A 25914-nucleotide genomic window follows, 5' to 3' on the forward strand; every position below is an offset into this window, starting at 1 on the left:
CTACCGCGAAACCGTCGGGTCCTCGCCCCGGTCCAGGGCCTTCCACAGCTCGTCGGGGCGGTCCGGGTCGGGCGCCGCGGGGGTGCGGCGCCCGGCGCCCCGGCCCTCGGCCCCGGGGCGCTCGTAGCGCCCGGACATGGCGGGCCAGTGGCGCCCGTACGCCAGCGCGAGCAGACCCGCGCACAGCAGCAGCACACCGCCCGCCAGGGCGACCCATGGCCAGGGGGTGTACGACACGTCGTGGATGGCGCTGCCCGTCACGCCGGTCACCTTGGACGCCTTCTCCTTGAGCGCCGCCTTGTCGGAGGCCCCGAGCGCGGCGCTGACGGCGATGCCCGTACCGCTGAGGGCGAGCAGCAGGGAGACGACGACGCGGCCGACGCGGCGTACGGCGAAGACGGCCACGAGCGCGGCGAGGCCGACGACGGCGAGGGCGCCGGGCAGCCCGGTGATGTCGTCGCCGTTGGCGCTCTGCGGCAGGGAGCCCTGGGCGACGCTGGCCGTGCCCTCGGCCCATTTGCGGCTGGTGGCGAGCAGGACGAGCGCCGCGCCGAGCGCACCGCACAGCAGCGCGACGGCGAGGCTGCCGCGTGCCGCTCGGCGGCCGCGCGGAGCGGAGACGGCGGGGGCGGAGGGCTCGTTCTCGGCCCGGGGCGGGGGTACGGCTGCTGCACTCACGCCTACCACTATCCCCCACGCCGAACAGCCGCCCGCCCGAGGGCCACCCGGGACCCCAGCGGCCGCCCCGCTAACGCCCCGGGCGGTTCGCCGAGCGCACCGCGCTAACGTCCCAGGCGGTTCGCCGAGTGCACCGCGCGCAGGACCGCCGCCGCCTTGTTGCGGCACTCCGCGTCCTCGGCCACCGGGTCGGAGTCGGCGACGACCCCCGCTCCGGCCTGGACGTAGGCCGTACCCTCGCGCAGCAGCGCGGTCCGGATGGCGATGGCGGTGTCGGAGTCGCCCGCGAAGTCGAGGTAGCCGACGCAGCCGCCGTACAGCCCGCGGCGGCTCGGCTCCAGCTCCTCGATGATCTGCAGCGCGCGCGGCTTGGGGGCGCCGGAGAGGGTGCCCGCGGGGAAGCAGGCGGTGAGGACGTCGAAGGCGGTGCGCCCCTCCGCGAGCTTGCCGGTGACGGTGGAGACGATGTGCATGACATGGCTGTAGCGCTCGACCGACATGAAGTCGACCACCTCGACGCTGCCGGGCTCGCAGACCCGCCCCAGGTCGTTGCGGCCGAGGTCGACGAGCATCAGGTGCTCGGCCCGCTCCTTGGGGTCGGCCATCAGCTCCTCGGCGAGGGCGGCGTCCTCCTGCGGGGTGGCGCCGCGGGGCCGGGTACCCGCGATGGGGTGCAGCATGGCGCTGCCGTCCTCGACCTTGACCAGCGCCTCGGGGCTGGAGCCGACCACGTCGAAGCCGTCGAAGCGGAAGAGGTACATATAGGGGCTCGGGTTGGTGGCCCGCAGGACCCGGTAGACGTCGAGCGCGCTGGCCGAACAGGGCGTCTCGAAGCGCTGCGAGGGGACGACCTGGAAGGCCTCGCCCGCGCGGATGCGCTCCTTGATGTCGTCGACGGCCGTCATGAAGTCCGGACCGCCCCAGAGCGCGGTGTACTCGGGCACCTCGGAGGCGGGCAGCGCGGTGGGGTCGGTGGGGACGGGACGTACGAGGTCGGCGGCCATCGCGTCGAGCCGGGCCACGGCGTCCGCGTACGCCTCGTCGACACCCGTGTCGAGGTCGTTGTGGTTGATCGCGTTGGCGATCAGCAGCACGGTGCCGTCCCAGTGGTCGAGGACGGCGAGGTCCGAGGTGAGCAGCATGGTCAGCTCGGGGAGCCGCAGATCGTCCCGCCCGTGCTCGCCGACCTTCTCCAGACGGCGGACGACGTCGTAGCCGAGGTAGCCGACCATACCGCCGGTGAAGGGCGGCAGCTGGACGAGGCCGCCCAGGTCACGCGGGGTGTGCAGGGTCTCCACGGTGGCGCGCAGGGCAGCGAGCGGGTCGCCCTCGGTGGGGACTCCGACGGGCGGGGTGCCCAGCCAGTGGGTGCGGCCGTCGCGCTCGGTGAGGGTGGCGGCGCTGCGGACGCCGACGAACGAGTAGCGGGACCAGGAGCGGCCGTTCTCGGCGGATTCCAGCAGGAACGTACCGGGGCGCTCGGCCGCGAGTTTGCGGTAGAGGCCCACCGGGGTGTCGCCGTCCGCCAGCAGCTTGCGGGTGACGGGGATGACGCGGCGGTCGGCCGCCAGCTTGCGGAAGGTCTCGAGGTCCATCGTGGCAGCGTCCTGGGTCATGGGTGGGGAGCCTAGCGGGCGATCTTGGGTCCGGCGGTGGGGCTACTCGCCCAGGGGAAGGACGTCGGCGTCGAAGCAGGTGCGGTCGCCGGTGTGGCAGGCGGCACCGGTCTGGTCGACCCGGACGAGCACGGTGTCGCCGTCGCAGTCGAGCGCGACGGACTTGACCAGCTGGATGTGGCCCGAGGTGTCGCCCTTGACCCAGTACTCCCGGCGGCTGCGGCTCCAGTAGGTGCAGCGGCCGGTGGTGAGGGTGCGGTGCAGCGCCTCGTCGTCCATCCAGCCGAGCATCAGCACCTCGCCGGTGTCGTACTGCTGGGCGATGGCGGGGACGAGGCCGTCGGCGCCGCGCTTGAGGCGGGCGGCGATGGCCGGGTCGAGGGCGGAGGGACGATCGGAGCCGGTCATGCGACCATTCTGCACGTCCCGGTGAGTGATCCTTTGCCCTGCTGAAATGGCTGGGCCCGATGGTCGGATCGTCGGGCCGATGGGGCATGCTTCGGGCATGACGTTTCCGCCGCCGTCGCATGACCACAACCGGCCGGGAAACGGTGGGGGGTTTGGTCCACCGCCGCAGCCGCAGCAGGAACCACAGCAGTCACAGCAGGAACCGCGAGAAGCACCGCGGCAAGGCTTCGGGCCGCCGCCGTCCCTCGACCCGGCCCCGGCGGGACAGGGACAGGGACAGCCCGGTCCGCCCGCCCTCCACGGCGGCTTCGGACCGCCCCCGCCGCCCCCGGCCGGTCCGCCGCCCCGGCGCTCCAGGGCCGCGGGGCTCGTGACCGGCGTGGCGGTGGGCCTCGCGGTGGTCGCCGGGGTGGCCTTCCTCGGCGCGCAGGACGACGACGACGGCGGCGACAAGGCGGCCGACGCCCCGTCCGCCCCGAACCGCCCCCTCTCCTCGCCGTCGGCGTCCGCCCCGGCGGGCCAGGAGGACCCGGGCCAGGGCGCACCGCTGGGCGGCGGGGACGACCAGTCGGCCGCCCCCTCCCCCGACGCCTCGGAGTCCGGCCGCAAGATGCCGTACGCCGTGCTCAAGCCGGGCACCTGCTTCGACCACCCGGCGATGGACAGCAGCGTGACGAAGGTCGAGAAGCGCTCGTGCACCCGCGCGCACGACGGCGAGGTGATCACCAACGCGAGGCTGGCCGGGAAGTTCTCCTCCGAGCGGGCGATCCAGCGCAAGGCGCTCTCGCTGTGCGCGGTGGACGCCGAGAAGCGGCTGGAGAGCGTCCCCAACGACGGCCGGGTGTACTACTACTACGCGCTCTACCCGGCCCTGGGCACGTATACGGAGCACGGCAAGGACCGGGTCTCCTGCGCGCTGACGGTGAGCACGGGCAAGGACGGCGCCAAGCTGAGCGAGCCCATCCCGGAGTAGTACCCGGAGTAATATCCGGGTCGCTTCTCATGGCGGGCGGCGGGTGCCGGCCGTAGGGTGGTCGGTATGTCCACTCACGCGAAGCGCGAACGACTGCTCCTCGCCGATCTCTTGGAGAACGCGGGCCCTGACGCCCCGACGCTGTGCGAGGGCTGGACCACCCGCGATCTGGCGGCCCACCTCGTGGTGCGCGAGCGCCGCGCCGACGCGGCCGGTGGCCTGGTGATCAAGCCGCTGGCCCAGCGGCTGACCCGGGTGCAGGCCGAGTTCACCGCGAAGCCGTACGAGGAGCTGGTGCAGCTCTTCCGCACCGGCCCGCCGCGGATGTCGCCCTTCGCGATGAAGCAGGTGGACGAGGCGGCCAACACGGTCGAGTTCTACGTCCACGCCGAGGACGTCCGCCGCGCCCGCCCGGACTGGACGCCGCGCGAGATCGACCCGGTCTTCGCCGACGCGCTGTGGTCCCGGATCGAGCGGGTCGCGCGGGTGTTCGGCCGCAAGTCCCCGGTCGGGCTGGTGCTGCGCCGCCCCGACGGCCGCACGGCGGTCGCCCACCGCGGCGTCCCGGTGGTCACGGGTACCGGCGAGCCCGGCGAGCTGGCGCTGTTCCTGTACGGGCGGCAGAAGGCGGCCCGGGTCGAACTGGACGGCGACAAGGAGGCGGTGGCCGAGGCGCGGGACGCCAAGCTCGGCGTCTGAGCACTGGCGTCTGAGCACTAGGGGGTGCCGGCCCGGCGCGGGGTCACTGCGTGCTGCCGAGATTGAGCGTGACGACGCCGCCGATCACCAGGGCCACGCCGAGCGCCTTCGCCGCGGTGAGCGGTTCGCCCAGGAAGAGCAGACCGATCACCACGATGAGGGCCGTGCCGAGGCCCGACCACAGGGCGTAACCCACCCCGACCTGCATCCCGTCGTGGATCGCCCGCGCCAGCAGGAAGCACGCCACCGCGTAGGAGGCGAGGCAGGCGAGGGCGGGCCCGGGGCGGGAGAAGCCCGCGGTGGATTTGAGGAGACTCGTGCCGATCAATTCGGCGGTGATGGCGGCCAGAAGGAGGAGGTAGGCCATGCGGACAGTCTCCGAGCGGTGAGAAGTGCACGTCAAACCTGTCGGCAGGGGCCTGAGACCCCCGAAATGTGTTGCTCGCCATTGCCCGGCCGACAAGGCGCCGCGTAGCGTCACCGGACGTGCGTACGCCCCTTCCCCCGCTGCCCGGACTGCTGGCCTACGAGGCGACCGCGCGGCTCGGCAGCATCGCGGCGGCCGCCGATGAGCTGGGCCTGTCGGCCTCGGCGGTGAGCCAGCGCATCCGGGTGCTGGAGGCCCACGTGGGGATCGCCCTGTTCGAGCGCCAGGCGCGCAGCATCCGGCTGACGCCGATGGGGCAGGCGTATCTGCCCACCGTCCGGGGCGCGTTCGATGATCTGGCGACGGGCACCACCGGGCTGTTCGGCCAGGCGGCCGGGCGCGGGCGGCTGACCGTGCGGGTGCAGGTGTCGTACGCGATGACCTGGCTGGTGCCCCGCCTGCAGGCCTTCCACGACGACTACTCGCACATCGACCTGCGGGTGGTGACCGCGATCTGGGCCAACGAGGTCCCGCCGCACGAAGTGGACCTGGAAGTCCGGCACGGCAACGGCCGCTGGGCCGGGTTCACCGCCGATCTGCTGCACGAGGACCAGGCCGTGGTGGTCGGCTCCCCCGCCCATCTGGAGGCGTACGGACCGCTGACCGGGCCCGCCGATCTGGAGCACCGGCCGCGGGTGCACGTCATCGGCTACGACGACCTCTGGCAGCGGCTGTTCCCGCACACGCCGCCGCCCTCGCGGGGCGCGGAGGCGACCATCACGCTCGACACCACCGTGGCCGCGACCCAGTTCGCCGCCTCCGGTCTGCACTGCGCCCTGGTCCCCGAGCGCTTCGCCCGCGCCGCCGTGCGCGAGGGGCGGCTGGTGATGCTCCACGACCGGCTGGTGCCGCTGCGTCAGTCGCACTATCTGCTGCGGCGGGAGGGCGAGGCCCATATGACACCGGAGGGGCGCACGTTCGTGCAGTGGCTGATCCGACAGGACATCGAGGATCCGCCGCTCCAGCCGGGGGCCTAGTACGTTCTAGGTCCGGGGCTCCCTCGGGGCCGGACCCGTCGTGGCGCGCTCCACCAGGTGCGGCGCGAAGACGCGCTCGGCCGCCTCCTGGCCCGCGACCTGGTCCAGCGCCCCGTTCACCGCGGCCTCCGCGAGCCGGGCCGCGTCCTGCGAGACCGTGGTCATCCGTACATGCGGGAACTTGGCCAGCCGCGAGTCGTCGTACCCGACCACCGAGATCTCTCCCGGGACCGCGCGGCCCTCCCGTCCGAGCACGTCCAGCACGCCCGTGGCACAGCGGTCGTTGAAGGCCACGACGGCCGTGGGCGGGGTCTCCCGGGCCAGCAGATAGCGCATGCCCTCCGCCCCCGCGGTCTCGGTGAGCCCGCCGGTCAGCACCTCGGCCGAGTCCTGGAGCCCGTGCCGCCCCATGGCCTCCAGGAAGCCCAGCCGCCGGTCGGAGCTTCCGGGGGCGCCCGCCCCGTCGATGTGCGCGACGCGCCGGTGGCCGAGGGCGGCGAGGTGGTCGACGGCGAGCGCGACCCCCGCGTGGTCGTCGCCGCGTACGACGCCCACGCCCGGTACGTCGGTGTGGCGGGCGACCAGCAGCGTCGGCAGCCGCCGGGCCAGCCGGGTCAGCTCCTCCGCGCCGAGGCGGCTGCCCAGCAGGACGGCCGCCTCGCAGCGCTCCCGCAGCAGGGCGCCCACCGCGGTGGTCTCGTCGCGGCTGGGCGCCACGGCGCTGAGCGTCACCTCGTAGCCGCGCCGGGCCGCGGCGGCGTAGATCTGTTCCACGAGGTCGCCGTGGAAGGGCTGCTGGAGTTCGAAGGTGACGCCGAGCAGCCGTGAACTGCTCTGGCGCAGCTTGCGGGCGCGCTGGTCGGGGACGTACCCCATCTCGTCGGCGATCCTCAGCACCCGTTTCCGGGTGGCGTCGCTGGCTCCCGGGACACCGCGCATCACGATGGAGACCAGCGCCGTGGAGATACCGGCGGCCCGTGCCACATCGGCCATGGTCGGCCGCCCGCCGCCCGCCTCCTCAGTCACTCCCGTCACTCCTGCTTCCGACCTAGAACGTACTAATCTCTCCACGATACAGGGCCCCGGTGAGAGACCCACGTCACGACCCCGTGTGGCACAGGTCACGGGAACCCGCCGCACCCTGCGGAGAGGCAGGGGTGTGAGGTGTAAACGACATGACTGAGGGCCTGCGCGAGCGGATACGGGCGGGGGACCGCGAGGCGTTCGCGGAGTTGTACGCGGAGCACGCGCGGAGCGTCTACAACCATGCCTTCCGGCTGACCGGTAACTGGTCGGTGGCGGAGGAGGTGATGGGGGATACGTTCCTCGACGCCTGGCGGGGCCGGCGGCAACTGGAGCCGGGCGACGGTTCGTTGAAGCCCTGGCTGCTGGGCGTGGCGACCAACAAGGCGCGCAACGCCAACCGGGGCATCGGGCGGCGGCTGGCGTTTCTGGCCCGGCGTCCGGCGCCCGCCCCGGTGTCGGACTTCGCGGAGGAAACCGCGGGCCGGATCGACGACGCCCGCCAACTGGCCGCCGTGCGCGAGGTCTACGGCCGGCTGCGGCGCGGCGAGCAGGAGGTGCTGGCGCTGTGCGTGTGGTCGGGCCTGGACTACGCGCAGGCGGCCGAGGCGATGGGCATCCCGGTGGGGACGGTGCGCTCCCGGCTGTCCCGGGCCCGCACCCGGCTGCGCAAGCTCGCCGAACAGCGGCTCGCGGAAGCGAAGAAGGGAACCCCGAAAAAACAGGAGAAGAAGGAAAAGACGGAACCGCCCCACCGTCGCGGAGAGGTACAGCGCGAGGCCGCGTTCGCGGCCCTGCCGTTTCAGGAGTTTCAGGAGGACCCCCGATGAGGCCCGAGCGCGAGGACGCCGCGTACGAGGACACCGCGTGCGAGGAACTCGCCCGGCTGCTTCCTCCCGTCCCGGGAGAGCGGGACGTGCCCTCCGCTCCGTACCTCCACCACAAGGACCGTTTGATGCAGCTCATCGATGACGACCACCAGAAGAACGCTGCTGCCGCCCCGAAGGCCCGGCCGCGGCTGCTGCGCCCGGCCGTGCTGATGCCCGCCGCGGGGCTGGCGCTGGCCGGGGTACTGGCCGTCGCCTTCACCGGGGGCGGGGGGTCCGGCGACACCACCGCCCAGCCGCGCGAGACCGCCACCGTCCTGCTCGACCGGATCGCCGGGACCGCCGCGAAGTCGGACGTCGAGCCGGTGCGCCAGGACCAGTTCGTCTACGTCAAGAGCCTGACGGCGGGGGCCGAGATGAAGGAGGACGGCTCCTCCACCATGGATCCGCTGAACAAGCTCGAGGTCTGGAAGTCGCAACAGGCGAAGCGGATCCACAAGACCGGCGAGTTTTATGAGAACGGGGACTACGGCAACACATACGAACTCGGCGGGTCTCCGGCGGGCATCAACCGTGCCACGTACCAGTGGCTGGCGTCCCTGCCGACCGACCCGGACGTCCTGCTCAAGGAGCTGGACCGGATGACCGAGGCGAACGAGGGGCAGGAGAAGGCACAGGCCGTCTTCGAGCAGATCGGCTCCCTGGTGGGGACGGTGATGCCGCCGCGGAACGCCGCTGCCCTCTACAAGGCCGCCGCGAAGATCCCCGGGGTGAAGCGGCTCGGTGACGCGGTGGACGCGGCGGGCCGCCATGGGGTCGGCATCGCCCGCGTCGACAAGCGGACGGGGATCATCACCGAGTGGGTCTTCGACCGGGACAGCCTCACCTACCTCGGCGAGCGCAGCTACCGGACGAAGGACTTCGGGGCGGGCAAGAAGGGCGACATGCTGGCGGAATTCGCCGTCCTGAAGCGCGGGATCGTCGACCACTACCGCGAGCGGCCGGCCAGCTGATACGCGACGCGGCGGGGGGTCACCATCCGGTGGTCCCCCGCTGCCGTGACGTACCTCAGCGGACCGGGTGCCCCGCGTCCCGCAGCGCGCCCTTGACCTCGCCTATGCGCAGGTCGCCGAAGTGGAAGACGGAGGCGGCCAGCACCGCGTCCGCGCCCGCCGCGACCGCCGGGGCGAAGTCGCCGAGCTTGCCCGCGCCGCCGCTGGCGATGACGGGGATGGTGACGTGCGCGCGGACGGCTTCGATCATCGCCGTGTCGTAGCCGTCCTTGGTGCCGTCCGCGTCCATCGAGTTCAGCAGGATCTCCCCGGCGCCCAGCTCGGCCGCGCGGTGGGCCCACTCGACGGCGTCGATGCCGGTGCCGCGGCGGCCGCCGTGGGTGGTGACCTCGTAGCCGGACTCCGTCGCCGTCCCCTCAGGACAGCGGCGGGCGTCCACCGACAGGACCAGGACCTGGCTGCCGAAGCGCTCGGCGATCTCCCGGATCAGCTCGGGCCGGGCGATGGCCGCGGTGTTGACGCCGACCTTGTCCGCCCCGGCGCGCAGCAGCTTGTCGACGTCCTCGGTGGTGCGGACGCCGCCGCCCACGGTCAGCGGGATGAAGACCTGCTCGGCGGTGCGGCGCACCACGTCGTAGGTGGTCTCGCGGTCGCCGGAGGAGGCGGTGATGTCGAGGAAGGTCAGCTCGTCGGCGCCCTCCTGGCCGTAGATCCGGGCCATCTCGACGGGGTCACCGGCGTCCCGCAGGTTCTGGAAGTTGACGCCCTTGACGACCCGTCCGTTGTCCACGTCCAGGCAGGGGATGACTCGGACCGCCAGGGTCATGACGCTCGGGCTCCTCGGAATGCTTCCAGTTCGACTTCCACCAGCACGCGCGAGTCGACGAAGCCGGACACCACGACGAGGGTCGCGGCCGGGCGTACGGCGTCGAAGATCTCCTTGTGGGCGCGGCCCACCGCGTCCACGTCGCGGGCGTGGGTGAGGTACATGCGGGTGCGGATGACCGATTCGACCCCGAGGCCGAACTCCTTCAGCGCGTCGAGGGCGTGCCGGAAGGCAGCGTGCGTCTGCTCGTACGGGTCGCCCTCGCCCTCCAGTACGCCGTGCTCCGCGAGCGGCATGGTCCCGGAGACGACCACCAGGTCCCCGGCCTCGACGGCGCGGGCGAATCCGATGCTTTCTTCCCAGGGGCTGCCGGTCTGGACCCGCCGCCCGGTCGTCCCGGGCGACGTGTCGGCTGAGCTATCGGGTGAGGTCATGCGGATACCGCCTCCAACGCCTCTTCCAAGGTGAACGCCTTGGCGTAGAGCGCCTTGCCCACGATGGCGCCCTCGACACCTTCCGGTACCAGGGTCGCAAGGGCGCGCAGGTCATCGAGCGAGGAAACGCCGCCGGAGGCGACGACGGGCTTGTCGGTGGCGGCGCAGACGCCTCGCAGCAGCTCCAGGTTGGGGCCCTGGAGGGTGCCGTCCTTGGCGATGTCGGTGACGACGTAGCGGGCGCAGCCCTCGGAGTCGAGGCGGGCGAGGGTTTCGTACAGGTCGCCGCCGTCGCGGGTCCAGCCGCGGCCGCGCAGGGTGGTGCCGCGGACATCGAGGCCGACGGCGATCTTGTCGCCGTGCTCGGCGATGACCTTGGCGACCCACTCGGGGGTCTCCAGGGCGGCGGTGCCGAGGTTGACGCGGGTGCAGCCGGTGGCGAGGGCGGCGGTGAGCGAGGCGTCGTCGCGGATGCCGCCGGACAGCTCGACCTTGAGGTCCATGGCGCGGGCGACCTGGGCGATCTGCTCGCGGTTGTCCCCGGTGCCGAAGGCGGCGTCGAGGTCCACCAGGTGCAGCCACTCGGCCCCGGCCCGCTGCCAGGCGAGGGCGGCCTCCATCGGGTCGCCGTACGACGTCTCGGAGCCGGACTCGCCATGGACGAGGCGGACGGCTTGGCCGTCGCGGACGTCGACGGCGGGGAGGAGTTCGAGGCGGTGCGTTGGCATGCGGGAACCTTACGGTGCGTACGGGACGGGCGGGTGCGGGCGGGGCGGGCCGGTCAGAGCGTGTCGAGCCAGTTGCGCAGCAGGCGGGCCCCGGCGTCGCCGGACTTCTCGGGGTGGAACTGGGTGGCCCACAGCGGGCCGTTCTCCACGGCGGCCACGAACGGCTCGCCGTGGGTCGTCCAGCTGACCTTCGGGCCGGGCATGTGCGCGTTGCCGACCTCCAGTTCCCAGGTGCGGACGGCGTAGGAGTGCACGAAGTAGTAGCGCTCCTCCTTGTCCAGCCCCGCGAAGAGCTGCGAGTCGCCGGGCGCGGTGACCGTGTTCCAGCCCATGTGGGGGACGACGGGGGCGCGCAGCGGTTCGACGGTGCCGGGCCATTCGTCCAGGCCCTCGGCCTCGACGCCGTGCTCGATGCCGCGGCCGAAGAGGATCTGCATGCCGACGCAGATGCCCATGACCGGGCGGCCCCCGGCCAGCCGCCGCCCCACGATCCAGTCGCCGCGCACCTCGCGCAGCCCCTTGATGCAGGCGTCGAAGGCGCCGACGCCGGGGACGAGGAGGCCGTCGGCGGCCATGGCCTTGTCGTAGTCGCGGCTGATCTCGACGTCCGCCCCGGCGTGGGCGAGGGCCCGTTCGGCGGAGCGGACGTTACCGAAGCCGTAGTCGAAGACGATGATCTTCTTGGCGGAGCCGCTCAATTCCAGACCTCCAGCCGCAGGATCCCGGCCAGCAGCGCCATCGTGGCGCCCACTCCCAGCAGCACGGTCACGCCCTTGGGCAGCCCCTGCTTGGCGAAGGAGATGACTCCGCCGAGAAGGAACAGCCCGAGCAGGATGAAGACGGTCGACAGGCCGTTCATTCAGAGGGCGCCCTTCGTGGAGGGGAGGATTCCGGCGGCGCGCGGGTCGCGCTCGCTCGCGTACCGCAGCGCCCGGGCGAGCGCCTTGAACTGGCACTCCACGATGTGGTGGGCGTTGCGCCCGTACGGCACGTGGACGTGCAGGGCTACCTGCGCCTGGGCCACGAAGGACTCCAGGATGTGCCGCGTCATCGTGGTGTCGTACGTGCCGATCATCGGCGCGATGTTCTCCGGCTCGGTGTGCACGAGGTACGGGCGGCCGGAGAGGTCGACGGTCACCTGGGCCAGCGACTCGTCGAGCGGCACGGTGCAGTTGCCGAAGCGGTAGATGCCCATCTTGTCGCCGAGCGCCTGCTTGAAGGCGGCGCCGAGCGCGAGGGCGGTGTCCTCGATGGTGTGGTGGGTGTCGATGTGCAGGTCGCCCTCGGTCTTGACCGTGAGGTCGAAGAGGCCGTGGCGGCCGAGCTGGTCGAGCATGTGGTCGTAGAAGCCGACACCCGTCGACACATCGACCTGGCCGGTGCCGTCGAGGTCGATCTCGACGACGACCGAGGTCTCCTTGGTCGTGCGCTCCACGCGTCCCACGCGGGTCATGCGCTTCTCTCCTTCATCAGCTCGCGAACCGCGTCGAGGAACGCGTCGTTCTCGGTGGGGGTGCCCGCGGTGACCCGCAGTCGGCCCGGTACGCCGTTGTCCCGGACCAGGACGCCGTGGTCCAGCAGGGTCTGCCAGGCCGCGTGGGCGTCCTCGAAGCGTCCGAACTGGACGAAATTGGCGTCCGAGTCGGTCACGTCGCAGCCCACGGCGCGCAGCTCCCGCACCAGCCGGTCGCGCTCGGTCTTGAGCGCGTCGACGTACCCGAGGAGCGTATCGGTGTACTCCAGGGCGGCCAGCGCGGTGGCCTGGGTGACGGCGGACAGGTGGTACGGCAGCCGCACCAGCTGGACGGCGTCGACCACGGCGGGGTCGGCGGCGAGGTAGCCGAGCCGCAGCCCGGCGGCGCCGAACGCCTTGGACATCGTCCGGGAGAGCACCAGATGCGGCCGCCCCTCGATCAGCGGCAGCAGCGACGGGCGGTGGCTGAACTCGGCGTACGCCTCGTCCACCACGACCAGCGAGGGCTTCGCGGCCTGCGCCGCCTCGTACAGCGCGAGCACCGTGTCGGCCTCGACCGCGGTGCCCGTCGGGTTGTTCGGCGAGGTGATGAAGACGACGTCGGGCCTGCGCTCGGCGATCACCTGGCACGCGGCCCCGACATCGATGGTGAAGTCGTCGTTCCGCGGGCCGGAGATCCAGCCGGTGCCGGTGCCGCGCGAGATCAGCGCGTGCATCGAGTACGAGGGCTCGAAGCCGATCGCGGTGCGCCCGGGCCCGCCGAAGGTCTGGAGCAGCTGCTGCAGCACCTCGTTGGAGCCGTTGGCCGCCCACACCTGCTCGGGCGCCACCGCGAGCCCCGCCGTACGGGTGAGGTAGCGGGCCAGCTCGGTGCGCAGCTCGACCGCGTCCCGGTCCGGGTAGCGGTTGAGCTGGCGGGCCGCCTCGGCGACCCGCTCGGCGATGCGCTCGACCAGCGCTTCGGGCAGCGGATACGGGTTCTCGTTGGTGTTCAGCCGTACGGGCACGTCCAGCTGCGGCGCGCCGTACGGGGTCTTGCCGCGCAGCTCGTCGCGGATGGGCAGCTCGTCCCAGGGGGACACCGAGGGGTTGCCGGTCACTTGCTCCCAGGTACCTTCCAGTCGAACCGTGCCTTCACCGCCGCGCCGTGCGCGGGCAGGTCCTCCGCGTCGGCGAGCGTCACCACATGGCCCGCGACCTCGGCCAGCGCCTCGCGGGTGTAGTCCACGACGTGGATGCCGCGCAGGAAGGACTGCACCGACAGGCCGGAGGAGTGGCAGGCGCAGCCGCCGGTGGGCAGGACGTGGTTGGAGCCCGCCGCGTAGTCGCCGAGCGACACCGGTGCGTACGCGCCGACGAAGATCGCCCCGGCGTTGCGCACCCGGGCCGCGACCGCCGCCGCGTCCTCGGTCTGGATCTCCAGGTGCTCGGCCGCGTACGCGTCGACCACCGCGAGGCCCTGGTCGAGGCCGTCGACCAGCACGATGCCGGACTGCCGCCCGGCCAGCGCCGGGGCGATCCGGTCCTCGACGTGCTTGGTGGCCGCGACCTGGACCTCCAGCTCCTTCTCGACCGCGGTGGCCAGCTCCTCGGAGTCGGTGACCAGGACGGACGCTGCCAGCGGGTCGTGCTCGGCCTGGCTGATGAGGTCCGCGGCGACGTGCACCGGGTCGGCGGTGGCGTCGGCGAGGATCGCGATCTCGGTCGGCCCGGCCTCGGCGTCGATGCCGATCCGGCCCTTGAGCAGCCGCTTGGCGGCGGCGACCCAGATGTTGCCGGGCCCGGTGACCATGGCGACCGGACGGCACTCCTCGGTGCCGTACGCGAACATCGCGACCGCCTGGGCGCCGCCCGCCGCGTACACCTCGTCGACACCGAGCAGCGCGCAGGCCGCCAGGATGGTGGGGTGCGGCAGCCCGTCGAACTCGGCCTGCGGCGGGGAGGCGACGGCCATCGAGGCGACCCCGGCCTCCTGCGCGGGCACCACGTTCATCACGACGGACGACGGATAGACGGACCGCCCGCCCGGTGCGTACAGCCCGACCCGCTCGACCGGCACCCAGCGCTCGGTGACCGTGCCGCCCGGCACGACCTGCGTGGTGTGGTCGGCGCGCCGCTGCTCGCGGTGGACCAGCCGGGCCCGACGGATGGATTCCTCCAGGGCCGCGCGCACGGCCGGGTCCAGCTCCTCCAGGGCGCGGGTCAGCGCCTCGGCGGGCACCCGCACCCGCTCCATGGTCACGCCGTCGAAACGATGCGCGTACTCGATCAGTGCAGCGGTGCCGCGATGGCGCACGTCGTCGCAGATGGGCCGCACCTTCTCCAGGGCGGCCTCGACGTCCAGCTCGGCACGGGGCAGCAGGTCGCGGTCGATTCCGCCTTCCGGGAAGGCGGCGCCGCGCAGATCGATACGGGAGATCACGCGATCAATTGTCTCAGACGTGTTCCGGCCTCCTATCCCCCGTATCAGTGAGTGATACGGACCCCCTAAGTTGATCCTGACCGTTGGCGTTCAAGCGGTTACTCAGCGGGAATGTGGATCCGTACGGGGATACGGAGGACAGGAGGCACACGGCAGTGACCGAGCCACACGACGGCGATCCTCCCCCGGGGCTGGACCTGACCACCGCCGAGTGGGGCATGTGGCAGGCGTTCCGCAACGGCAGCACCCACGATCTGCGCACCTCCCACCCCCAGCGAAACGATCCGTCCGGCCCGTACGCCTGGGGCCCGGAGCGCAGCGTGCGCGCCCGCGTCGTCGCCCTGCTGCTGCTGGACGGGCCGGCGGCCCAGCCGGGCCGGGTCGCGGCGCTCAAGCTCAACGGGGTGCACATCACCGGCACCCTCGACCTGGCCGGTGGCACCATCGACCCGTACGTGGAGCTGAAGAACTGCCGCTTCGAGCGGGAGGTGCTGCTCCCCGAGTCGAACTTCACCACCCTCCGCCTGGTGGGCTGCTCACTCCCCCGGCTGGAGGCGGCCCGGCTGAGCACCGAGGGCGATCTGCATCTGCCGCGCTGCGTGGTCGACCACGGCATCCGGCTCACCGACGCCCACATCGGCACCGATTTACTGCTGAACCAGCTGATCGTGCGCCGGGACCGCCGGGGCATGTCGATCACGGCCGACGGGCTGACCGTGGCGCAGGACTTCCAGGCCGACATGATCGAGTCGTACGGCGAGATCAGTCTGCGCGGCGCCCAGATCGGCGTGTCGCTCAGCCTGCGCGGCAGCCGCCTGCGCAATCCGTACGGGCGGCGCGCGCTGAACGCGCCGCAGCTGACCGTGGAGCGCAGCCTGTACCTCACCGCGGGCGGGCTGAGCACCTACTCCAGCGGTTCGACGCCGCCGTACGGCACCACCAGCACGCCGAGCCGCGGCACCCGCATCCAGCGCTTCGAATGCGAGGGCGGCATCCGGCTGGACGACGGACGCATCGGCGACGCCATCGACTTCGACCAGGCCCGCTTCGTCATGGAGAACGACCAGGAGCTGTCGCTGCGCCGGGTGCAGACGCCCGAGCTGCGCTTCCTGGGCGAGCGGCCGCAGCGCGGCCGGGTGATCCTGTCCGGCGCCCGGGTGGTCAACCTGGTCGACAAGTCGGTCAGCTGGCCGGGCCCGGGCGGGCTGACCATGGCGGGCTTCAGTTACGAGAACCTGATCCCGCGCGGTCACTTCCCGCTGTCCCGGCGGCTGGAGTGGGTGGCCGCCGCGACCCCCGAGTACGCGCCCGAGCCGTACGAGATGCTGGCCAACACGATGCGGGCCAGCGGCGAGGACGCCGACGCGCGCGAGGTGCTGCTCGCCAAGCAGCGGCGGCGCCGCGAGACGCTGCCGCTCGCCGGGAAGATGTGGGGCTATCTGCAGGACTGGACCGTGGCCTACGGCTACCGGCCCGGCCGGGCGGCGGTGTGGATGGCGGTGCTGTGGGCCGTCGGCTCGGTGTTCTTCGCACACAACAGACCTGACGCCCTCAAGCCCGGTGAGACCCCGTACTGGAACGCCTCGCTCTATACGCTCGACCTGCTGATCCCGGTCATCAACCTGGGCATGGACGGCTACTGGAAACCGGCGGGCGCGGTCCAGTGGGCGTCCATCGTGATGATCCTGCTCGGCTGGGTGCTGGCCACCACGGTCGCCGCCGGTGCGTCCCGGCTGCTGCGCCGCCAGTGACCGGCCGCGGGCGCCGCCCGTGAAGAGACCCACGCGCGGCCATTAGGCTTACGCCCCGTGACCTCCGCGCGCCTTCCGCTCTTCCCGCTGAACACGGTGTTGTTCCCGGGGCTCGTCATGCCCCTGAACGTCTTCGAACAGCGGTACCGCTCCCTGATGCGCGATCTTTCGGCGCTGCCCGAGGACGAACCGCGCCGGTTCGGGGTGATCGCCATCAGGGACGGCCACGAGGTCGCGCCCAGCGCGATCGGCCTCCCGGAGTCGGCGCCGGCGCCCGACCCGGGCCCGGCGGCGGGCTTCGGCCCGGACCCGGCCACATCGTTCTACGGGGTGGGCTGTGTCGCGGACGCGGCCACCATCCGGGAGCAGGAGGACGGCACCTTCGAGGTGCTGGCCACCGGCACCACCCGCTTCGAGCTGCTGTCCGTGGACGCCACGGGCCCCTATCTGGTGGGCGAGGTCAACGAGCTGGAGGAGGAGCCGGGCGACGGCGCCGGAGCACTGGCCTCCGGGGTGGTACGGGCTTTCCGTACGTACCAGAAGCGGCTCGCGGGCGCCCGGGAGCGCACCCTCGCCACCGAGCAGGACCTGCCGGGCGAGCCCTCGGTGCTCTCCTATCTGGTCGCGGCGGCCGCGGTGCTCGACACCCCGGCCAAGCAGCGGCTGCTCCAGGCGCCCGATACGGCGAGCCGGCTGGCCGAGGAGCTGAAACTGCTGCGCGCCGAGAGCGCGGTCATCGGTAAGCTCCCGTCCCTGCCCGCCGTCGAACTCACCCGGCGCCCCACCAGCCCCAACTGACACGCCCTCATCGGATATGGCGAAGAAGACCAAGAAGAACTCCACCGGAACCGCCGGAACGCCCGCCACCACCGCCCTCACCGCGGCGGGCACGGCCTTCACCGTGCACTCCTACGACCACGACCCGGCCGCCCCCTCGTACGGCGAGGAGGCGGCGCGGGCGCTGGGCGTGGAGCCGGGGCGGGTGTTCAAGACCCTCGTCGCGAGCGTCGACGACCGCCTCACGGTCGCCATCGTGCCCGTATCGGCCTCGCTCGACCTCAAGGCGCTCGCCGCCGCGGTCGGCGGCAAGCGTGCCGCCATGGCGGACCCGGCGGCGGCGGAGCGCACCACGGGCTACGTGCGCGGCGGCATCTCCCCGCTCGGCCAGCGCAAGCGGCTGCCGACCGCGCTGACGCCTCCGCCGACGGCCATGAGACGGTCTGCGTCTCGGCGGGCCGCCGGGGGCTGGAGGTCGAGCTGTCGCCGAAGGACCTGGCGTCGCTGACGGACGCGGTGGTCGCGCCGATCGCGCGGTTCGACACGTAGCGGCCCCGCGAGGGTCGGAGCGGCCCCGCGAGGGTCGGAGCGGCCCCGCGAGGGCGCGGGGGGCGTTATGCCTGGGCCGAGCCCTGGTAGTAGGGCTCCGGCTCCTCGTCGCGCGGGCCGAACAGGCCGGTCAGGGCCAGGTGCACGACCATCGCGGCCACCGACCAGGCCAGCAGCGCGCCCTTCGCGTTCAGCTTCAGCGGCGCGTCGAACGTGACGCCCTTGCCGGCCTGCCGGGCGTGCGCCACGACGTCAGCGGACGGCCCGAGCCAGACGCCCAGCCGCCAGGCGATCACCGAGCCGAGGACGCCGCCGATGGCCAGCCCGACCACCAGGGCGACCCCGCCGCGGCGGCAGAACAGGAAGGTCAGCAGCGCCGAGACGAGGCCGAAGGCCAGCGCGGCCAGCACGAACACCCCGTCCGCGCCGATCGCGTCCTCACCTTCCGAATTCTTGAGGAAGACGGCCTTGCCGTCCGAGATCAGCGGCACCCGGGGCGCCAGCCACAGCCACACCAGCCCGAGCAGCACCCCCGCGACCGCCACCGCGATCGCCACCACGGAGGCCTGCACCATCTCGGTCCGCAGCTCCTCCCCCGGTTCGGAGTGCTCGGCGCGCTCGGCCTCCTCGGCGGGATAGGGATCGGGGGGCCCCTGCGCGGCCGGTTCGCCCGGTGCGGGCTGCCCGTGCTCGGAGCCGTCGTGCGGCGAGGGCTGATCATGTGGCGTCAACGGTGCGGTCACCCCGTCATCGTGCCAGTTGGACGGCGTACTTCGGTCGGCGGGAGGTCCGCTGCGGCGCGTCACCGTACGGCGGCCCGGCGATAGGCCCAGGTCGCTGCGGCGAGCGACACCACGGCCACCCCCGCGCACACCCCGAGGTCGGCGCAGACCGCCAGCCAGTCGGGCTGCCCGTCGAAGGACCGGGCCAGGGCCTCCACACCGTACGTCGAGGGCAGCAGATCACGCGCGTACGACACTACCTCCGGCATCCGGTCGGCGGGCAGCACTCCCAGCAGCAGCGCTGCCGACATCCCCAACTGCCCGCACAGCGTGGCCAGTTCCTGGCGCGGCGCGAGCAGTCCGAGGGCCGCGCCCAGACCCGCGAGGGCGGCGCCGGAGAGCGGGATCACCGCCGCGAGCACCCACAAGTGGCCCATCGGCAGCTCGAACAGCGCACTGCCGACGACCGCGGTGACGGCCGTCCCGGGCACGGTGAAGGAGGCGTACGCGGCGGCCGCGCCCAGCACCACCGCGGCGGGCGGCACCGGCAGCGTCGCGTAGTGGTCAAGCCCGCCGCTCGCCCGGAGCTGGCCGAAGTACTGCGCGAGCAGGTTGAGCGCCACGAAGGCCACGACGAGCACGCTCGACCCGGCCACCACGGAGCGCGCCGCGCCGCCGCCCTCGTCCACCACGCCACGCATCAGGACCATGATCCCGACGGACTGGAATGTCGCCACGAACAGCAGCGGGATCCGGGCCACCCGCGCCCGCGACAGCTGCGCCCGGTAGACCGCGGCCAGGGCGGGCAGCAGCCGCGCGGAGGCCGCGAGCGGGGCGGGGACGCCGTCGGCTGGCCGGGGCACGGCGGCACCGGCCTCCTGGGCCGGCGCACCGGCCTTCGGCATGCCGGGCATGGCCTGCGCGGGCACGACACTCACGTCTGCGCTGCTCCTCTTCCGTCTCCGTGCGGCTTGTGTACGTCTGACCTACGACGCGTTCCCGGCTTGGTTACGGACCTGACCACGTCCGTGTTCACCGGGTGCCGCCCCCTCAAGCCGTACCGCATGCCGTCCCTCACGTCTTCACCAGCCCCTCCGCCCCGTCCGTACGGCCGCCCAGCGCCACGTACACGTCCTCCAGGCTGGGCGTGGCGAGGGTGAAGTCGTCCAGCGCGGCGAAGGCGGGCCCGCCGGTCACGGTGGCGATCGCGGCGCGCGCCGCGTCCGGGGCCAGCCGCAGCGTCCAGCGCCGCCCGGAGGCGTGCGCGGCGTCCCGGAGCGCGGCGACCCCGGGGATGTGCAGCGGCGCCTCGGCGCGCCACACCAGCTCGACCCGCACCTCGTCCGCGACCATCGCCTTGAGCCCGGCGGGGGTGTCGCAGGCGATGACCCGGCCGCGGTCGAGCACCGCGACCCGGTCGAGGACGGTCTCGGCCTCGATGACGTTGTGCGTGACGAGCAGCACGGTCACCCCGCGCTCGGCCCGTCGCCGGTCCACGGCGGCCCAGACGGCGCGCCGCGCCACCGGGTCCATCCCGGTGGTCGGCTCGTCCAGCACGAGCAGCGGCCGCTCCCCCACCAGGGCGGCGGCGACGCAGGCAAGTCGGCGCTGGCCGCCGGAGAGCTTCTTGAGCGGCCGCCCGGCGATCCCGGTGAGCCCCAGCTCCTCCAGCACCGCGTCCCGCTCGGCGCGGGCCGCGCGTGCGTCCAGCCCGCGCAGCCGCGCGGTGGTCTCGGCGGCGAGCGCGACGGTCAGCTCGTCCAGCGCGGTGGAATCCTGGCCCAGGTAGGCGAGGAGGCGGGAGGCGCGCTCGGGGTGGCGTACGAGGTCGTGGCCGAGCACCCGGACCTGGCCCTCGTCGGGCCGCAGCAGTCCGGTGAGCTGGCGCACCAGGGTCGACTTCCCGGCGCCGTTGGGCCCGAGCAGCCCGAACACCTCACCGCGCACCACGTCCAGGTCGATGCCGTCGCTGGCCCGCACGGCGGGCGTGGCGGGCGCACCGCGGCGGCCACGCGCCGCGGGGTAGGTCTTGACCAGGCCGCGCACGGTGCACACCACATCGCCTGCCGTCGCCTGTTTCGCGCCCGTCCTCACGAGCTATGAGGGTACGCGCCCAAAGACCCGCGGCCGTCCGCGGGGGCCGGGCGGGCGCTCTACTCCGCGGCCGGAGCGTGCTCGGCGGCGGTGCGGAGGTCGATCTCGCGCCAGAACCCGGCCCGGATCGCATAGCGGTCGTGCTCGTCGATCTGGTCGTCCTTGTGGGCGAGCAGACCGAAGCGGGCGGCGTAGCGCAGCAGCTCACCGTCGATCCGGTGCGGGATGCGCGGGTACTCCGTCGACAGCTGGTGGAGGTGGGCGGCGTCGGAGAGCCGCTCGATCCAGCGGCGGGCGAAGACCTGGCCGACCTCGAACGGGTCGCCGCTGACGGCGGTGATGTCCTCCTCGCGGTCGGCCCAGCGCTGCTCGGCGCTGGTGAGCTGGGCCAGCATGGGCAGATTGGCGGTCTCCGGCGGCTCGCCCACCCCGGAGCCCGGGCCGCGGTCGATCCAGCCCTTGTCGGAGGACCAGCGGAGGGTGGCGCTGGGCGCCGGATGCTGGGCGCCGGGCCCGCTGGCGGCGGCGGGCCCGCGGCCCAGGCCCGCGAGGTCCTTCGGGGTGGGTACGCCCTTGGCCCCGCCCCCGGACGTGGCGTCCGGCGCGGCGGCGGGGGCCGGGCCGGGGGTGGCTCTGTCGTCCGCTCCGGCGGCGGGGGCAGCTCCCGGGGTGCCCGCCGTGGGACGCGCCGTGCCGTTGCGCGCTACGGGGGCCTCGCCCGCGGCCGCGGCGGCGGCCGCCGCCGCGGTCTCCGGCAGCGGGGCGGCCAGGATGGCGGCGATCTCGGGGCGCGGCTCGGTGGTGGGGGCGCAGGGGCCGGGAAGCTCCTTGGCGCGCACCGCGCGGGTGATCCACGCCCGGTCCAGGACGCGCCGCTCGTCGGCCTCGGCGACCAGGTCCTCGGACTGGTTGTAGTCGCCGTCGGCGGCCTGGACCGCCCACAGGTGGACGGCGACGCCGTGCTCCTTGGCGGACATCAGCCCGGGCAGCAGATCGCCGTCGCCGGTGACCAGCACGATGTCGGAGCAGGCGCGGTTGCGGGCCAGCTCGGTCAGCTCGGCGTGCATGGCGGCGTCCACGCCCTTCTGTGCCCAGCGGCCGTCGCTGCGGGTCAGCGCGCCGAGCCGGACGGTGACGCGGGGCATCACGCGCAGCCGCCGGTGCTCGGGCTGCGGTACGCGGTCGGGGGCGCCGTCAAACCAGTAGATGCGGAGCAGCGGGCGCTCGGTCTCGGCCTCGGCGCGCTCCCGCAGCCCCTGGATCAGGGTCGCGTGATCGACGGAGATACGGGAGCGGGCGGGCTCCCCGGCCAGCAGGCTCGCGGCGGCGCCCAGCAGATAGCCGGCGTCCACCAGGACGACGCAGCGGTCCACGTTCCACCCTCTTTCCTGAAGTCCAGTCGTCGGTCGCCCCCCGACACAGCCGTGCCCCGGATCTCTTCTTCGTCCTCCCTTCGAGTCTGCCCGACCGTACGGGGGTTATCAGTCCGAACTGGATCACCGGCGTGGCGGATACGGTCTCCTCGGCAAGACCGCCCTTCTCACTCACGGTAATTGCCCGAAATGCACGGGTCACCAAGGCGTGTCACTGTTTCTTCCCGGGGGCTGATCCCAACTGGAGGCACACCACCATGGGCAAGAACAAGAACCGCGATCGCAAGCAGCAGCAACAGCAGAACCGCGGTCAGGCCGACCAGACGCAGCAGCCCCCGAGGGAAGCGCAGTCCCAGCAGATGCCGTCGGAGGGCTCCCCGTCGACGGCGCGCAAGGGCCGCCAGAAGAGTTTCGGCCACAACTGACCGCTGCCCATGAGCGGTTGAGGGGCGCGCCCGGCAGGCGGGCGCGCCCCTCATGTCGTCCCGCGAGGTGTCCTCAGCCTGCCAGGCAGGAGGCTCCCAGCAGCACCTTGAGATCGCCGAAGAGCGCCGGGTCGGGGGTGACCCGGTGCCGGTCGAGCCGCAGCACGGTGGTCTTGCGCGCCCCTTGCAGCTTGATCCGCACTTCGGTCGAGCCGCGGTGGTGGGTCAGCACCTCGCCGAGCTTCTCGATGAGCGGCGGGGTGACCTTGACCGTCGGAATGGTGATCGTCACGGGGGCGTTGGTGCCCGCGTCGGACAGGTCGGGGACCATCAGCTCCATGGCGACCAGCCGCGGAATGTCCTCGCGCTTGTCGAGACGGCCCTTGACGAAGACCACGGCGTCCTCGATGAGCTGGGTGGAGACCAGCTGATATGTGGCCGGAAAGAACATGCACTCGATGGACCCGGCCAGGTCCTCGACGGTCGCGATGGCCCAGGCGTTGCCCTGCTTGGTCATCTTGCGCTGCAGGCCGGAGATGATGCCGCCGATGGTGACGATCGCCCCATCAGCGTGCTCACCGCCGGTGAGCTGGGAGATCGCGGCGTCGGCCTTGTCGTTGAGGATGTGTTCGATGCCGAAGAGCGGGTGGTCGGAGACGTAGAGGCCGAGCATCTCGCGCTCCTGGGCGAGCAGATACGTCTTGTCCCACTCGACGTCGGAGAACTCGATGTCGAGCCCGAAGCCCGGCGCCTCCCCGTCTCCGCTCTCGCCGCCCATGCCGCCGAAGAGGTCGAACTGCCCCTCGGCCTCCTTGCGCTTCACCGCCACCACGTTGTCGATCATCGTTTCGTAGTGCGCGGTGAGGCCCTTGCGGGTGTGGCCCATCTCGTCGAAGGCACCCGCCTTGATGAGCGATTCCGTGGTGCGCTTGTTGCAGACGACCGCCTCGACCTTGTCCAGGTAGTCGGGGAACGAGGTGTACTTCCCCTTGGACTTACGGCCGCGGATGATCGCGTCCACCACGTTCTGACCGACGTTACGGACCGCCGTCAGGCCGAAGAGGATCACATCGTCACCCTGGGCGGTGAAGTTGGCCTCGGACTCGTTGACGTTCGGCGTGAGCACCTTGATGCCCATGCGGCGGCACTCGTTGAGGTAGACCGCCGACTTGTCCTTGTCGTCACGGACCGAGGTCAGCAGCGCCGCCATGTACTCGGCGGGGTAGTTGGCCTTGAGGTACGCGGTCCAGTAGGTGACCAGGCCGTACGCGGAGGAGTGCGCCTTGTTGAACGCGTATCCGGCGAACGGGACCAGCACGTCCCACACCGCCTGGATGGCCTCGTCGGAGTAGCCGCGCTCCCGGCAGCCCTTCTGGAAGGGCACGAACTCCTTGTCCAGCACCTCCTGCTTCTTCTTGCCCATCGCCCGGCGCAGCAGGTCGGCCTGTCCGAGCGAGTACCCCGCGAGCACCTGGGCGGCCTTCTGCACCTGCTCCTGGTACACGATGAGGCCGTAGGTGATGCCGAGGACCTCCTTGAGGGGCTCCTCCAGCTCGGGGTGGATCGGGGTGATGTCCTGCTGCCCGTTCTTCCGCAGGGCGTAGTTGATGTGCGAGTTCATGCCCATCGGGCCGGGCCGGTAGAGGGCCGAGACGGCGGAAATGTCCTCGAAGTGGTCGGGCTTCATCATGCGCAGCAGGGAGCGCATGGGGCCGCCGTCGAACTGGAAGACGCCGAGGGTGTCACCGCGGCAGAGCAGTTCGAAGGTCTTGGGGTCGTCCAGCGTGAGGTCGAGCATCTTGAGGTCGACGCCCTTGTTGGCGCGGACCATCTTGACCGCGTCGTCCATGATGGTGAGGTTGCGGAGGCCGAGGAAGTCCATCTTCAGCAGGCCCAGCGACTCACAGGTGGGGTAGTCCCACTGGGTCACGACCTGGCCGTCGTTCTTCGGCGAGAACACCGGGACGTGGTCGGTCACGGTCTCGCTGGACATGATCACGCCCGCGGCGTGCACGCCCATCTGGCGGACCAGGCCCTCGATACCGCGCGCGGTGTCGATGACCTTCTTCACGTCCGGCTCGTTCTCGTACATCCCGCGCACCTCGCCCGCCTCGCTGTAGCGGGGGTGCTTCTCGTCGGTGATGCCGGAGAGCGGGATGCCCTTGCCGAGGACGTCGGCGGGCATGGCCTTGGTGATGCGGTCACCCATCGCGTACGGGTAGCCCAGCACCCGGGCCGAGTCCTTGATCGCGTTCTTGGCCTTAATGGTGCCGTACGTGCCGATCTGGGCGACCTTGTCGGCGCCGTACTTCTCGGTGACGTACCGGATGACCTCACCGCGCCTGCGCTCGTCGAAGTCGATGTCGACGTCGGGCATGGAGACGCGCTCGGGGTTGAGGAACCGCTCGAAGATCAGACCGTGTTCGACCGGGTCGAGGTCGGTGATGCCCAGCGCGTACGAGACGATCGAACCGGCCGCGGAGCCTCGGCCGGGGCCCACCGCGATGCCGTTGTTCTTCGCCCACATGATGAAGTCGGCGACCACGAGGAAGTACCCCGGGAACCCCATCTGGATGATGACGTCCATCTCGTACTCGGCGAGCTTCTGCCGGTCCTCGGGGACGCCGCCGGGGAAGCGCTGGGCCATCCCCTTGCGGACCTCCTCCTGGAACCAGGTGACCTCCGTGTACCCCTCGGGCACGTCGAAGCGCGGCATCAGGTCGCGCTTCTCGAACCAGCCGGAGGCGTCGATCTGCTCGGCGACCAGGAGGGTGTTGCGGCAGCCCTCCTGCCAGGCGTCCGAGGAGTCGATGGCGTACATCTCCTCGGTGGACTTCAGGTAGTAGCCGGTGCCGTCGAAGCGGAAGCGGTCCGGGTCGGAGAGGTTCTTGCCGGTCTGGACGCACAGCAGCGCGTCGTGCGCCACGGACTCGCGGGAGTAGGTGTAGTGCGAGTCATTGGTGACCAGCGGCGGGATGCCCAGCTTCTTGCCGACCTCCAGCAGCCCGTCCCGGACCCGGCGCTCGATCTCGATGCCGTGGTCCATCAGCTCCAGGAAATAGCGGTCCTTGCCGAAGATGTCCTGGTACTCGGAGGCGGCCTTCACCGCCTCGTCGAACTGGCCGAGCCGCAGCTTGGTCTGCAGTTCACCCGACGGGCAGCCGGTGGAGGCGATCAGCCCTTCGGACCACTGGGCGATGGTCTCCTTGTCCATCCGGGGCCACTTGACGAAGTAACCCTCCATATAGGCGTCGGAGGAGAGCCGGAAGAGATTGTGCAGACCGGTCTTGTTCGCCGCCCAGATGGTCTTGTGGGTGTAACCACCGGAACCGGAGACGTCATCGCGCTTCTGGTGCGGCTGGCCCCACTGGACCCGTCGCTTGTAGCGCCGCGACTCCGGCGCGACATACGCCTCGATGCCGATGATCGGGGTGACCCCGGCGCCCGTCGCCTGCTGGTAGAAGTCATACGCACCGTGCAGGTTGCCATGGTCGGTCATGGCGATGTGCGTCATGCCCATCTCGTTGCAGGCGTTGAACATGTCCTTGAGCCGCGCCGCACCGTCCAGCAGCGAGTACTGGGTGTGGACATGCAGGTGCGTGAAGGGCGGCTTGGTCACGGTGGCAGACCTCCGGCGAACGGTCGATGACAGCTGGGTGGGACAGGACCGAAGGTTACCCCTCCGGACTGACAGCGGA

The 25914-nt window shown here is 72.0% G+C and carries 26 protein-coding genes and 1 pseudogene; 9 read left to right on the plus strand and 18 right to left on the minus strand.

What is annotated here, in order from left to right:
- From ACZ6CL_RS09695 to hisI, 3 genes are all read right to left on the minus strand, one after another.
- Window positions 1-678, minus strand: coding sequence for a TIGR02234 family membrane protein (locus tag ACZ6CL_RS09695; RefSeq protein ID WP_468933421.1), 678 nt, complete (start codon window positions 676-678; stop codon window positions 1-3).
- Between the two features lie 104 nt (window positions 679-782).
- Entirely contained in the window at window positions 783-2273 is a 1491-nt protein-coding gene (locus ACZ6CL_RS09700; protein WP_468935156.1) for an anthranilate synthase component I, read from the minus strand.
- A 63-nt stretch (window positions 2274-2336) separates the two neighbouring features.
- Entirely contained in the window at window positions 2337-2702 is a 366-nt protein-coding gene (gene hisI, locus ACZ6CL_RS09705) for a phosphoribosyl-AMP cyclohydrolase (RefSeq protein ID WP_361485476.1), read from the minus strand.
- Between the two features lie 370 nt (window positions 2703-3072).
- Between hisI and ACZ6CL_RS09710 the strand changes: the two genes are divergently transcribed.
- Together ACZ6CL_RS09710 and ACZ6CL_RS09715 are read left to right on the plus strand one after the other, a co-directional pair.
- On the plus strand, window positions 3073-3675 hold the full coding sequence (locus tag ACZ6CL_RS09710) for a hypothetical protein (protein WP_468933424.1): 603 nt from the start codon (window positions 3073-3075) through the stop codon (window positions 3673-3675).
- A 66-nt stretch (window positions 3676-3741) separates the two neighbouring features.
- Window positions 3742-4374: a TIGR03085 family metal-binding protein gene (locus ACZ6CL_RS09715; RefSeq protein ID WP_468933426.1), complete on the plus strand. Its 633-nt coding sequence runs from the start codon at window positions 3742-3744 to the stop codon at window positions 4372-4374.
- 43 nt (window positions 4375-4417) lie between these two features.
- Here the strand turns inward: ACZ6CL_RS09715 and ACZ6CL_RS09720 are convergent, their stop codons facing one another.
- Window positions 4418-4741 (minus strand): DMT family transporter, encoded by a 324-nt coding sequence (locus ACZ6CL_RS09720; RefSeq protein ID WP_361485482.1) that lies wholly within the window; start codon window positions 4739-4741, stop codon window positions 4418-4420.
- Window positions 4742-4860: 119 nt separating this feature from the next.
- On the opposite strand from ACZ6CL_RS09720, the gene ACZ6CL_RS09725 reads away from it, so the two are divergent.
- On the plus strand, window positions 4861-5778 hold the full coding sequence (locus ACZ6CL_RS09725; protein ID WP_468933429.1) for a LysR substrate-binding domain-containing protein: 918 nt from the start codon (window positions 4861-4863) through the stop codon (window positions 5776-5778).
- 6 nt (window positions 5779-5784) lie between these two features.
- On the opposite strand, the gene ACZ6CL_RS09730 is transcribed toward ACZ6CL_RS09725, so the two are convergent.
- Entirely contained in the window at window positions 5785-6804 is a 1020-nt protein-coding gene (locus tag ACZ6CL_RS09730; protein WP_468933432.1) for a LacI family DNA-binding transcriptional regulator, read from the minus strand.
- Window positions 6805-6953: 149 nt separating this feature from the next.
- Between ACZ6CL_RS09730 and ACZ6CL_RS09735 the strand changes: the two genes are divergently transcribed.
- The gene (locus tag ACZ6CL_RS09735) at window positions 6954-7631 is read left to right on the plus strand and encodes an RNA polymerase sigma factor (protein ID WP_468933435.1); all 678 of its coding nucleotides are present in this window, start codon (window positions 6954-6956) and stop codon (window positions 7629-7631) included.
- Complete coding sequence (locus ACZ6CL_RS09740; protein WP_468933437.1) at window positions 7628-8641, plus strand: CU044_5270 family protein; 1014 nt, start codon at window positions 7628-7630, stop codon at window positions 8639-8641. The genes ACZ6CL_RS09735 and ACZ6CL_RS09740 overlap by 4 nt, the downstream gene beginning before the upstream one ends.
- A 55-nt stretch (window positions 8642-8696) precedes the next feature.
- Here ACZ6CL_RS09740 and hisF read toward each other — a convergent pair whose 3' ends face one another.
- The 8 genes from hisF to hisD are packed head-to-tail and all read right to left on the minus strand — an operon-like array spanning window position 8697 to window position 14525.
- Complete coding sequence (gene hisF / locus ACZ6CL_RS09745; RefSeq protein WP_468933439.1) at window positions 8697-9467, minus strand: imidazole glycerol phosphate synthase subunit HisF; 771 nt, start codon at window positions 9465-9467, stop codon at window positions 8697-8699.
- Window positions 9464-9901, minus strand: coding sequence for a RidA family protein (locus tag ACZ6CL_RS09750; RefSeq protein WP_468933441.1), 438 nt, complete (start codon window positions 9899-9901; stop codon window positions 9464-9466). Before ACZ6CL_RS09750 ends, hisF begins: the two co-directional genes overlap by 4 nt.
- A complete protein-coding gene (gene priA / locus ACZ6CL_RS09755; RefSeq protein WP_446461485.1) occupies window positions 9898-10629 on the minus strand; it encodes a bifunctional 1-(5-phosphoribosyl)-5-((5-phosphoribosylamino)methylideneamino)imidazole-4-carboxamide isomerase/phosphoribosylanthranilate isomerase PriA in 732 nt (243 codons plus the stop codon). Before priA ends, ACZ6CL_RS09750 begins: the two co-directional genes overlap by 4 nt.
- 53 nt (window positions 10630-10682) lie before the next feature.
- Window positions 10683-11327: an imidazole glycerol phosphate synthase subunit HisH gene (hisH, locus tag ACZ6CL_RS09760; protein WP_468933444.1), complete on the minus strand. Its 645-nt coding sequence runs from the start codon at window positions 11325-11327 to the stop codon at window positions 10683-10685.
- Window positions 11324-11488, minus strand: coding sequence for a hypothetical protein (locus ACZ6CL_RS09765; protein WP_468933446.1), 165 nt, complete (start codon window positions 11486-11488; stop codon window positions 11324-11326). The genes hisH and ACZ6CL_RS09765 overlap by 4 nt, the downstream gene beginning before the upstream one ends.
- On the minus strand, window positions 11489-12082 hold the full coding sequence (hisB, locus tag ACZ6CL_RS09770; protein ID WP_123108135.1) for an imidazoleglycerol-phosphate dehydratase HisB: 594 nt from the start codon (window positions 12080-12082) through the stop codon (window positions 11489-11491).
- Window positions 12079-13203 carry a histidinol-phosphate transaminase gene (locus ACZ6CL_RS09775; protein ID WP_468933448.1) on the minus strand — a complete coding sequence of 375 codons (1125 nt, stop codon included), beginning with the start codon at window positions 13201-13203 and terminating at the stop codon, window positions 12079-12081. Before ACZ6CL_RS09775 ends, hisB begins: the two co-directional genes overlap by 4 nt.
- A complete protein-coding gene (gene hisD, locus ACZ6CL_RS09780) occupies window positions 13200-14525 on the minus strand; it encodes a histidinol dehydrogenase (RefSeq protein WP_468933450.1) in 1326 nt (441 codons plus the stop codon). Before hisD ends, ACZ6CL_RS09775 begins: the two co-directional genes overlap by 4 nt.
- A 155-nt stretch (window positions 14526-14680) precedes the next feature.
- On the opposite strand from hisD, the gene ACZ6CL_RS09785 reads away from it, so the two are divergent.
- The 3 genes and pseudogenes from ACZ6CL_RS09785 to ybaK all read left to right on the plus strand — a co-directional run bounded on the left by ACZ6CL_RS09785 (window position 14681) and on the right by ybaK (window position 17602).
- Entirely contained in the window at window positions 14681-16276 is a 1596-nt protein-coding gene (locus tag ACZ6CL_RS09785; RefSeq protein ID WP_468933453.1) for an oxidoreductase, read from the plus strand.
- A gap of 57 nt (window positions 16277-16333) precedes the next feature.
- Window positions 16334-17074 carry an LON peptidase substrate-binding domain-containing protein gene (locus ACZ6CL_RS09790; protein WP_468933456.1) on the plus strand — a complete coding sequence of 247 codons (741 nt, stop codon included), beginning with the start codon at window positions 16334-16336 and terminating at the stop codon, window positions 17072-17074.
- Between the two features lie 16 nt (window positions 17075-17090).
- A pseudogene (ybaK, locus tag ACZ6CL_RS09795) lies at window positions 17091-17602 on the plus strand (Cys-tRNA(Pro) deacylase).
- A gap of 65 nt (window positions 17603-17667) precedes the next feature.
- On the opposite strand, the gene ACZ6CL_RS09800 reads toward ybaK, so the two are convergent.
- From ACZ6CL_RS09800 to ACZ6CL_RS09815, 4 genes are all read right to left on the minus strand, one after another.
- Window positions 17668-18345, minus strand: a complete 678-nt coding sequence (locus ACZ6CL_RS09800; RefSeq protein ID WP_468933459.1) for an ABC transporter permease — start codon at window positions 18343-18345, stop codon at window positions 17668-17670.
- A gap of 59 nt (window positions 18346-18404) precedes the next feature.
- A complete protein-coding gene (locus tag ACZ6CL_RS09805; protein WP_468935159.1) occupies window positions 18405-19229 on the minus strand; it encodes an ABC transporter permease in 825 nt (274 codons plus the stop codon).
- A gap of 169 nt (window positions 19230-19398) precedes the next feature.
- The gene (locus ACZ6CL_RS09810; protein ID WP_468933462.1) at window positions 19399-20418 is read right to left on the minus strand and encodes an ABC transporter ATP-binding protein; all 1020 of its coding nucleotides are present in this window, start codon (window positions 20416-20418) and stop codon (window positions 19399-19401) included.
- Window positions 20419-20477: 59 nt separating this feature from the next.
- On the minus strand, window positions 20478-21791 hold the full coding sequence (locus ACZ6CL_RS09815) for an NYN domain-containing protein (RefSeq protein WP_468933464.1): 1314 nt from the start codon (window positions 21789-21791) through the stop codon (window positions 20478-20480).
- 257 nt (window positions 21792-22048) lie between these two features.
- Between ACZ6CL_RS09815 and ACZ6CL_RS09820 the strand changes: the two genes are divergently transcribed.
- Window positions 22049-22216: a hypothetical protein gene (locus ACZ6CL_RS09820; RefSeq protein WP_385448934.1), complete on the plus strand. Its 168-nt coding sequence runs from the start codon at window positions 22049-22051 to the stop codon at window positions 22214-22216.
- Between the two features lie 73 nt (window positions 22217-22289).
- Here the strand turns inward: ACZ6CL_RS09820 and dnaE are convergent, their stop codons facing one another.
- The gene (gene dnaE / locus ACZ6CL_RS09825; RefSeq protein ID WP_468933466.1) at window positions 22290-25835 is read right to left on the minus strand and encodes a DNA polymerase III subunit alpha; all 3546 of its coding nucleotides are present in this window, start codon (window positions 25833-25835) and stop codon (window positions 22290-22292) included.
- Window positions 25836-25914 lie beyond the last annotated feature (79 nt).

Source organism: Streptomyces sp. NPDC041200 (assembly GCF_055591805.1).

Bases quoted from the DNA above. Each gene is read 5' to 3' on its own strand.
- ACZ6CL_RS09740 (WP_468933437.1), top strand. From the start codon at position 7,628: ATGAGGCCCGAGCGCGAGGACGCCGCGTACGAGGACACCGCGTGCGAG.
- ACZ6CL_RS09765 (WP_468933446.1), bottom strand. From the start codon at position 11,488: ATGAACGGCCTGTCGACCGTCTTCATCCTGCTCGGGCTGTTCCTTCTC.
- ACZ6CL_RS09820 (WP_385448934.1), top strand. From the start codon at position 22,049: ATGGGCAAGAACAAGAACCGCGATCGCAAGCAGCAGCAACAGCAGAAC.
- hisB (WP_123108135.1), bottom strand. From the start codon at position 12,082: ATGACCCGCGTGGGACGCGTGGAGCGCACGACCAAGGAGACCTCGGTC.
- hisI (WP_361485476.1), bottom strand. From the start codon at position 2,702: ATGACCGGCTCCGATCGTCCCTCCGCCCTCGACCCGGCCATCGCCGCC.
- ACZ6CL_RS09805 (WP_468935159.1), bottom strand. From the start codon at position 19,229: ATGCCGAAGGCCGGTGCGCCGGCCCAGGAGGCCGGTGCCGCCGTGCCC.
- priA (WP_446461485.1), bottom strand. From the start codon at position 10,629: ATGCCAACGCACCGCCTCGAACTCCTCCCCGCCGTCGACGTCCGCGAC.
- ACZ6CL_RS09750 (WP_468933441.1), bottom strand. From the start codon at position 9,901: ATGACCTCACCCGATAGCTCAGCCGACACGTCGCCCGGGACGACCGGG.
- ACZ6CL_RS09715 (WP_468933426.1), top strand. From the start codon at position 3,742: ATGTCCACTCACGCGAAGCGCGAACGACTGCTCCTCGCCGATCTCTTG.
- ACZ6CL_RS09720 (WP_361485482.1), bottom strand. From the start codon at position 4,741: ATGGCCTACCTCCTCCTTCTGGCCGCCATCACCGCCGAATTGATCGGC.
- ACZ6CL_RS09735 (WP_468933435.1), top strand. From the start codon at position 6,954: ATGACTGAGGGCCTGCGCGAGCGGATACGGGCGGGGGACCGCGAGGCG.
- ACZ6CL_RS09700 (WP_468935156.1), bottom strand. From the start codon at position 2,273: ATGGACCTCGAGACCTTCCGCAAGCTGGCGGCCGACCGCCGCGTCATC.
- hisF (WP_468933439.1), bottom strand. From the start codon at position 9,467: ATGACCCTGGCGGTCCGAGTCATCCCCTGCCTGGACGTGGACAACGGA.